Here is a 7,460-nt window from a genome sequence, read left to right as displayed (position 1 = left end):
CCCCCCGCCGATGATGAAGGTCAGTCCCCTTCGATCAGGCAAAGCTGTCGCGCAGGCTGGTGGCCGTGCCGGTGAAGCGGCCGCGCACCACGCCGACGGCGGCACCCAGCACCAGCCAGAACACCAGATCGGTGACCGTCACCGCGACCACGAACTGGTGATGCAGGCCTTCGGGAATCGGCGTCTCGAAGCTTTCCGGCTGCGGCGCGCCGACGATGTGCGGCGCGACGATCAGGGCCACGGCCAGGATCGCCAGCGGCAGCGACTTGCGGAACGCAATCAGGCCGAGTCCGGCGGCGGTCGCGACCGCTGTCGCCGTCCACCAGATCTGACGCGGCAGGAGTTCGGCCGCCGGCATCGCCGGCAGTTCCGGCGGCAGGCCGAGGCCCGGCGCCAGCGTGAACACGGCAAAGCCGGCGAGACCCCAGAACACGCCCTGGCGCCAGTTGCCGATACCACCGGCGAATTCCGAAACCGCGACCAGGATCAGCGCGAAGCCGATGCCGGTGACGATGTTGGCGACGACGTTGAAGGCGAAACGCTCGAAGCCGTCGGCCGGTGCCCAGCCCTCGTCTTCCGCTGGCGCGGCCGCTTCGGCCGGAGCCGGCGCCGCGGAACTCATGGCATTTCCGGCCGGCGCGGCGGAGCTCATTGCGTTGCCGGTCTCGGCAGGCGCCGCGGCATGATCATGATGATGGCCGCCGCCGGCCTGTTCGTAGACTTCGGCCTTGAGGATCAGCGGCACGGTTGCATAGGCCTGCAGGCAAGCGAGAACGACGCCGGCCACGAGCCCTGCGATCGCCGCGATGAACACGACGTTGCGAAACAGGTTCATGATCTCAGGCCCTTGTCAGTGGCAGGGAAACGCCATCGAGTGGCGGTAGTCGTGAGCGGCGTTGTGGACCGCATCGAGATGCGAGAAGCCGACAAAGCCGACGACGAAAATGCCGAGCAACGCGGCCATGGCCAGCTGCATGAAGCGCGATTGCGAGGAGACGGAGGTGCCGAGGGAGACGGAAGCGGTCGTCATGTCTTGTCCTTTCGCCCTCCACCCGAGGGCATAGAATTCAACGTTTCTGTCGCCGGCAGGTCTCCTGGCTCGCGGATCAGCGCCCTTCCCCACCTTCCCGAGGACTTTCCTCAGTGGTCTTGGAGAGGACTACCGCACACAGTTGCGGGGGCAGCCACGGCATTGGACGAATTCGCCCTCACCGCATTCCCTCTTGGCTCCAAAAACGGAACCGACGACGGCAGGACTATAGGCAGAATCGTCGCGCCCGGCAAACCAAATTCCGGCGGCCACCAGCGCAAATGCGCCACCGGGCCTAGCTGTCCGACGCGGCAATCCGCTCGGCAACCAGATGTTGCAGCCGCCACAGATGGCGGTCATGGATGCCGCGCTGCTCGAGGTTCTTCACCGTGTTGTAAAGATAGTCTGCGCCCGATCCCCAGTGCCCGCAGGATGTCGCCAGCCTTTCCACCACCTCTTTTTCCTCGAGCGGGCCGGCATAGGTTGTGCCCTTGCGGTTGATGACGAAAGCCAGTGCCCGCAACGTGCCGCCGTCGCTCGAAAGATTGAGCAGGCGCGGATGATAGCTGGTCGGCTTCAGTGTCACCTCGCGCCGCAAAACCTTGTCGAGCTGCTGGCGCCGGTCCGCGTCGCCAAGCCTGAAGGCGACGCCCTTGCACTGCCCGCCCCGGTCCAGCGCCATCATCAGGCCAGGCTGCTCCCTGGTGCCGCGCCAGCGCGTCATCTTCATGCAGAAGGACCTGTGCCAGCCGCGCGCGACCGCAACCCGTTCCTCGACATGATCGATCTCGGGCTTCCAGATCAGCGAGCCGTAGCCGAACAGCCAGAGCGGTTCGCTGCCGGGCAGCTCAGCCTCCAGCGTGTCCAGCATCGCTTCATAGTCGGCATCGTCCAGATGCATGGCGTTGGGATCAGGCCCGCTGTCCTCGACGACGCGAAAGCAGCGCGCGACCAGCTCCTCGGTGAGCGACATTGTCCTTGGCGGCATGAACTGTCCCTGGGCACCTGACTTGTGAAGCGCCGACCTTAGGGGCGGCGATTGCGTGCCACAATGGCCACGGCGCGAGCGATTGACAAACATCCTGGCCGGGTGTCGGCTGGACCATTCAGGGAGCCGCCTATGCAGCCCAAACCGAGCGACGACCTCTACACCGGCCTGACCAGGCTTGAGCCGACCCTGCCCTCGTCGGCCTATTGGGATGCCGGAGCTTACGGTCGTGACCTCGACGCGATCTGGTACAAAAGCTGGCTGCTGGTCTGCCGCGAGGCCGACCTTGCCCAGCCGCTGGCTTTCAGGACATTCCGCGTCGGCACGCAGGAGATCGTGGTGCTGCGCGACGAGGCCGGCGAATTGCGCGCCTTCCACAACACCTGCCGGCATCGCGGCTCGCAGCTTTGCCAGGAGAGCGAGGGAAGGCTGAAGGCCAGGCTGCTGACCTGCCCCTACCACGCCTGGTCCTATTCGCTGCGCGGCGACCTCGTGCGCGTGCCGTCGAAGTCGCTGCCCGAAGGCTTCGACAAGGCCGACTACCCGCTCTATGGCGTGGCGCTGTCGGTGTGGCACGGTTTCGTCTTCATCAACCTCGCCGAAGATGCCGCCGGCTCGGCGGAAGCCTCCTTCGACAGAGCTTCCGGCAATCTCACCAACTGGCCGCTGGAGACGCTGGTCACCGGCCATGCGCTGCGCAAGGTGATGAACTGCAACTGGAAGATCTTTTGGGAGAACTTCAACGAGTGCCTGCATTGCCCCGGCGTCCACAAGGATCTGTCGCGGTTGGTGCCGATCTATGGCCGAGGCCTGATGGCGAGGCACGACGATCCCGAATGGGCGCGCCACGCCGACAATGACGCGCCGGAATTCTCCGGCGGCCTGCGCGCCGGCGCCGAGACCTGGTCGCGCGACGGGCACGTGCACGGTCCGGTGTTTGCCGGCCTGACGCCGGCCGAATGCGCCGCCGGCCAGACCTACGCCACGAGCCTGCCGTCGATGTTCATCGTCGGCCATGTCGACTATGTGCGCACCGTGCGGCTTGTGCCGCTCGGCCCGGAGCAGACGGAACTGTCGGCCGAATGGCTGTTCCCGGCCGAAGCGCTCGCCTCGCCGGAAGCCGACATCGACAACATCGTCGCCTTCGGCAGGCAGCTGCTGGAAGAGGACGCGGCGATCTGCGAGGTCAACCAGAAGGGCCTGCGTTCGATGCGCCACGAGGCCGGCGTGCTGATGCCGGAGGAGTACGACCTGCACCGTTTCCACGAATGGGTGCGCGCGCGGCATCAGGCATTTTCGCCCAAACCCTAGAGCGACTTCGGCAGACGCCGTCAGGTGACAAAGCCACGGCCGCCGCCAGCAGCCCGCCCGTGGCGAACGCTGAACCCAGGCTCGGCCACCCTTCGAACCGCCCGGAGGAAAACGGCGGGCTGATTGATGCATGTCACAGCAGCCCCGCCTTCTTTTGCCTGGCTGAACCATGATAGTCGTTTGGCATCACTGAATCGGAATGCGAGACACGATGAGCCTTCAAACGCCGGCCGAACCTGTTCAGGACACGCCGAAGCAAGGACGCATCGTCGCCATCGACATCGTGCGCGGCATCGCGCTGCTGGCGATGGCGAGCTACCATTTCACCTGGGACCTCGAGAATTTCGGCTACACCGATCCCGGCCTCACCGCCTTCGGCTGGTGGAAGATCTACGCGCGCTGCATTGCCTCGACCTTCCTGTTCCTGGTCGGCGTCAGCCTGTTCCTCGCCCATGGGAGGCAGATCCGCTGGCCGGGCTTCTGGAAGCGCTTCGCCATGGTCGCCGTGGCGGCGCTGGCCATATCGTTGATCACCCGCATCGCCACGCCCGATGGCTTCATCTTCTTCGGCATATTGCACGAGATCGCGCTCGCCTCTCTGCTCGGCCTCGCCTTCCTGCGATTGCCCTCGCTGGTGACGATCGCCGTCGCGGCGCTTGTGATCGCCGCGCCGCTCTATCTGCGCTCGCAAGCCTTCGACCATCCGGCGCTGTGGTGGGTCGGCCTGTCGGCGACCAATCCGCGCTCCAACGACTATGTGCCGCTCTTCCCATGGTTCGGCGCCGTGCTGCTGGGCATTGCCGCGGCGAAACTTGCCTCCACGTCCGGCGTGCTCGCCTGGCTGGCGAAGCTGGCGCCCGGCCGCTGGTCGAACCCGCTGGTCTTCATTGGCCGCCACAGCCTCGCCTTCTACCTGATCCACCAGCCGCTGCTGTTCGGTTCGGTCTGGCTGTTTTCGCAGGTGATGCCGGCGGCGCCGCTGAACCAGGACGCCAGCTTCCTCAAATCCTGCCAGATATCCTGCGAGCAGCAGCGCGACAGCAAATTCTGTACGAGCTATTGTGGCTGCATGCTCGATACGCTGCAGGGCGAAGGGACGCTGGACCGGCTCTATAACGGCGACCAGACACCGGAGTTCAAGGCGCATCTCGCCGATCTCGCCGGCGCCTGCACGGCGAGCACGGACGACGCGACGGAGGGAGGACAGCAATGACCGACAGTCAGCCGAAACCCGGGCTCATCCCGTGGCCGCCGCTGATCTATGTCATTGCCATCGCCGCCAGCGTCGTGCTTGGCCTCTTCTTTCCGCTGCCGTGGATCGGCGACCTGTTGGGCGACCTTATGTTTGCCGCCGGCTGGGTGGCGCTGTTCTTCGTCGCCGCGCTCTGGTTCACGGCGATCCGCGTCATGCTGCGGGCGAAGACGACCTTCAATCCCAACGCGGTGCCCGACCATCTCGTCACTTCGGGTCCGTTCTCGATCACCCGCAACCCTATGTACCTCGCCAACACGCTGCTGTTGATCGGCGTCGCCTTCATCACCGGGATCGCCTGGTTCCTGCTGTTTGCCTTCATCGCCGCCTTCGCCACGCAGAAGCTGGCGATCGAGAAGGAGGAGAAGGTGCTGGCGGCGAAATTCGGCAAGAAATACCGCGACTACGCCAAGCGGGTGCGGCGCTGGATTTGACCCTCGTGGGCAAGCGCCGCCAGACTTGATCGGGTCCTCGTTTACATGACGGCCCTGGTCTCCCCAGGCCTGCTTTCGAAATCGAAAAGCCTCTGGGTAGCCAACGCGGCAGCGCCACGCGCCCAGGAATCGTCGGCCCAGTCAGGCGTGATCGGCGGCGGGTTCCACATCGCATAGCGCTTCAACGCGTCGCGCATCGGCTCGAACAGATAGTCGCCGAAGCTGACCGCTTCACCGCCGCCGACGATGACCTCCGGATCGATGATGTTGCAGAAGCCGCCAAGGAACCGGCCTATGCCTTCGCCGGCTTCGCGCAGGATCTCCACGGCGGTCTCGTCACCGGCCTGGGCCGCATCGAACATGTCATGGCGGGAGGCCTCGCCCGGCAGGCCTTTCGCTTCACGCCACCGCCTCACCAGGGCCGGCTCCGAGAAGAAGGTCTGCAGGCAGCCGCGCCGGCCGCATTCGCATTGTGGCCCGTTCGGATTGTAGATGGAGTGCCCCATCTTGCCCGCGGCACCGCTTGCGCCGTGATGCACGGCGCCGTCGATCACCACGGCGCAGCTGATGCCGGCTCCGATCGCCAACGCGCCGACCGTGCGATGATGCCGGCCGAGGCCGAACAATTGCTGCGCCAGCGCGAAAGCATTGGTGTCGTCGTCAGCCCAGACCGGCACATGCACGAGTTCGGCGAGCATGGCCGCGATTGGTACGTCGATCCAGTTGAACCGGTGGCTGAGCCGGCAAACGCCATTGTCGATGACACCTGGCACCGCGATGCCTATGCCGCTGAGCTGCGCTCCGCTCGGCGCCTTGCGGTCCGCAAGCAATTCCTTGACGGCGGCCGCGCAGGCCTCGACAGTACTTTGAGGCGACGGGTCGGGCACCGCCACCTGCCTGGAGACAAGCGGGGTCGTCGCAAGATCGGTCAGCACGCAATCGATGGCGCCGGCCTTCAGCTTGAGCCCTACGACCAGGCGGCCCGCATAATTTATGCTGATCGGGATAGGCCGCCTCCCCGGCGCCCCCAGGCTGGCTTCTCCCTCGACGAGGATGTTCTCGTCCAAGAGTTCGGAAACCACGAAGGTCACCGCAGCCGGGCTCAGACCGCTGCGCGTCGCCATGTCCGCCCTGCTCATCGGTCCGTCGGCGCGGATCATGTTCAGGATCAATCGTCGGTTCATGGCGCGCGATGTCTGCTGATCACCCTTGAGTTTCATTTCTAGCCTCATTATTAATTTTGTAAATTAACTATTGACCGACTTCATCTGCATACGCTACGACTTGCCCCGGTTCAATCGGAATCCGGCTGCTCTCAGGGAGGAGAAAATAGCCATGGCCATCGACGTCACGACTCTGTCCACGACAAGGCGCCGTTTCCTGAAGGGCACCGGCGCAGCCCTCGCCGCTTCCGCCGCAAGCGGGCTTTGCTTGCCGGCCCTGGCGCAGGCGCAGGAAATCACCATCATCTCCAACCTCAGCAATGTCGGGCAACGCGACATCCTGCACAGGCTGGCGGCCGAATACGAGGCGAAATCCGGCGCCAAGGTCACCATCAACAACATGGATCACGAGGCGCACAAGACCGCGATCCGCAGCTATCTCGTCGTCGGCGCCCCCGATATCTGCTTCTGGTTCTCCGGCAACCGCATGAAGGCGTTCGTCAACAAGGGCCTGTTCGACGACATCTCCGATCTGTTTGCCCGCGAGAACTACAGGAGCGTGCTCGGCGCCACGACCAGCGCCGTCACTGTCGGCGACAAGCAGTATGGCCTGCCGATGGGCGGCCTGCTCTGGGGCCTGTTCTACCGCAAGGACGTCTTTGCCGAACACAACTGGACCCCGCCGAAGACCTGGACCGACCTTCTCGCCTTCGGCGAGGCCGCGAAATCCGCTGGCATGATCCCGATGAGCATGGGCACCAAGGAGCTTTGGCCCGCAGGTGGCTGGTTCGACCACATGAACCTGCGCATCAACGGTCTCGACAAGCACATCGCGCTGATGGACGGCAAGGTCCAGTACACCGATCCGATGCTGACGCCCGTCTTCGACAAATGGAACGATCTGATCAAGGCCGGTTTCTTCTCGCCCAACCACAGTTCCTTCGGCTGGGAACAGGCAGGTGCGGCGCTGGCGCAAAAGAAGGCGGCCATGCTGGACCTCGGCGGTTTCGTCAGATCCGCCTTCCCGGAGGCCGACGTTCCGCAACTCGCCTATGCGCCGTTTCCCGAAGTCGTCCCCGGCGTCGCCCGGTATGAGGATTTCTCCGTCAACTCCATTCACGTGCCTGCCAACGCCAAGAACAAGCAAGGCGCGCGCGACTTCCTCGCCTATTTCTACAAGCCGGAGAACCTGGGCGCCTTCCTCGCCGCCGAGGGAGCCATCCCGCCGCGCAACGACTGCCCGCCCAGCAAGGATCCGCTGGTCAACGCCGCGGTCGAGGAA

General features: G+C 64.8%; 8 protein-coding genes and 1 riboswitch. Of the genes, 4 read left to right on the top strand and 4 right to left on the bottom strand.

Annotated features, from left to right (window positions below; translation table 11 throughout):
* Nucleotides 1-34: 34 nt before the first annotated feature.
* From EN780_RS22910 to EN780_RS22900, 3 genes are all read right to left on the bottom strand, one after another.
* Nucleotides 35-835, bottom strand: coding sequence for a CbtA family protein (locus tag EN780_RS22910; protein ID WP_128275395.1), 801 nt, complete (start codon nucleotides 833-835; stop codon nucleotides 35-37).
* A 15-nt stretch (nucleotides 836-850) separates the two neighbouring features.
* Complete coding sequence (locus tag EN780_RS22905) at nucleotides 851-1,030, bottom strand: CbtB domain-containing protein (RefSeq protein WP_126054052.1); 180 nt, start codon at nucleotides 1,028-1,030, stop codon at nucleotides 851-853.
* Between the two features lie 36 nt (nucleotides 1,031-1,066).
* Nucleotides 1,067-1,261: riboswitch (cobalamin riboswitch) on the bottom strand.
* Between the two features lie 64 nt (nucleotides 1,262-1,325).
* The gene (locus EN780_RS22900) at nucleotides 1,326-2,018 is read right to left on the bottom strand and encodes a gamma-glutamylcyclotransferase (protein ID WP_127309399.1); all 693 of its coding nucleotides are present in this window, start codon (nucleotides 2,016-2,018) and stop codon (nucleotides 1,326-1,328) included.
* A 132-nt stretch (nucleotides 2,019-2,150) separates the two neighbouring features.
* On the opposite strand from EN780_RS22900, the gene EN780_RS22895 reads away from it, so the two are divergent.
* The 3 genes from EN780_RS22895 to EN780_RS22885 all read left to right on the top strand — a co-directional run bounded on the left by EN780_RS22895 (nucleotide 2,151) and on the right by EN780_RS22885 (nucleotide 5,015).
* Nucleotides 2,151-3,329: an aromatic ring-hydroxylating dioxygenase subunit alpha gene (locus EN780_RS22895; RefSeq protein ID WP_128275394.1), complete on the top strand. Its 1,179-nt coding sequence runs from the start codon at nucleotides 2,151-2,153 to the stop codon at nucleotides 3,327-3,329.
* Nucleotides 3,330-3,540: 211 nt separating this feature from the next.
* The gene (locus EN780_RS22890) at nucleotides 3,541-4,542 is read left to right on the top strand and encodes a DUF1624 domain-containing protein (RefSeq protein WP_128275393.1); all 1,002 of its coding nucleotides are present in this window, start codon (nucleotides 3,541-3,543) and stop codon (nucleotides 4,540-4,542) included.
* A complete protein-coding gene (locus EN780_RS22885; RefSeq protein WP_128275392.1) occupies nucleotides 4,539-5,015 on the top strand; it encodes an isoprenylcysteine carboxylmethyltransferase family protein in 477 nt (158 codons plus the stop codon). Before EN780_RS22890 ends, EN780_RS22885 begins: the two co-directional genes overlap by 4 nt.
* Before the next feature lie 41 nt (nucleotides 5,016-5,056).
* Here EN780_RS22885 and EN780_RS22880 read toward each other — a convergent pair whose 3' ends face one another.
* Nucleotides 5,057-6,235, bottom strand: coding sequence for an ROK family transcriptional regulator (locus EN780_RS22880; RefSeq protein WP_128275391.1), 1,179 nt, complete (start codon nucleotides 6,233-6,235; stop codon nucleotides 5,057-5,059).
* 115 nt (nucleotides 6,236-6,350) lie between these two features.
* On the opposite strand from EN780_RS22880, the gene EN780_RS22875 reads away from it, so the two are divergent.
* Nucleotides 6,351-7,460 (top strand): ABC transporter substrate-binding protein (locus EN780_RS22875; protein ID WP_133372680.1); only part of this gene is annotated, 1,110 nt, incomplete at its 3' end.

Origin of the sequence: Mesorhizobium sp. M4B.F.Ca.ET.089.01.1.1 (assembly GCF_004022605.1) — a bacterium.
GTDB classification, from domain to species: Bacteria; Pseudomonadota; Alphaproteobacteria; order Rhizobiales; family Rhizobiaceae; genus Mesorhizobium; species Mesorhizobium abyssinicae.
This window is presented reverse-complemented; position numbering and strand designations above follow the sequence as displayed.

What these genes read in the sequence shown, in the direction of transcription:
- EN780_RS22910 (WP_128275395.1), bottom strand. Translation starts at nt 835, where the DNA reads ATGAACCTGTTTCGCAACGTCGTGTTCATCGCGGCGATCGCAGGGCTC.
- EN780_RS22905 (WP_126054052.1), bottom strand. Translation starts at nt 1,030, where the DNA reads ATGACGACCGCTTCCGTCTCCCTCGGCACCTCCGTCTCCTCGCAATCG.
- EN780_RS22900 (WP_127309399.1), bottom strand. Translation starts at nt 2,018, where the DNA reads ATGCCGCCAAGGACAATGTCGCTCACCGAGGAGCTGGTCGCGCGCTGC.
- EN780_RS22895 (WP_128275394.1), top strand. Translation starts at nt 2,151, where the DNA reads ATGCAGCCCAAACCGAGCGACGACCTCTACACCGGCCTGACCAGGCTT.
- EN780_RS22890 (WP_128275393.1), top strand. Translation starts at nt 3,541, where the DNA reads ATGAGCCTTCAAACGCCGGCCGAACCTGTTCAGGACACGCCGAAGCAA.
- EN780_RS22885 (WP_128275392.1), top strand. Translation starts at nt 4,539, where the DNA reads ATGACCGACAGTCAGCCGAAACCCGGGCTCATCCCGTGGCCGCCGCTG.
- EN780_RS22880 (WP_128275391.1), bottom strand. Translation starts at nt 6,235, where the DNA reads ATGAAACTCAAGGGTGATCAGCAGACATCGCGCGCCATGAACCGACGA.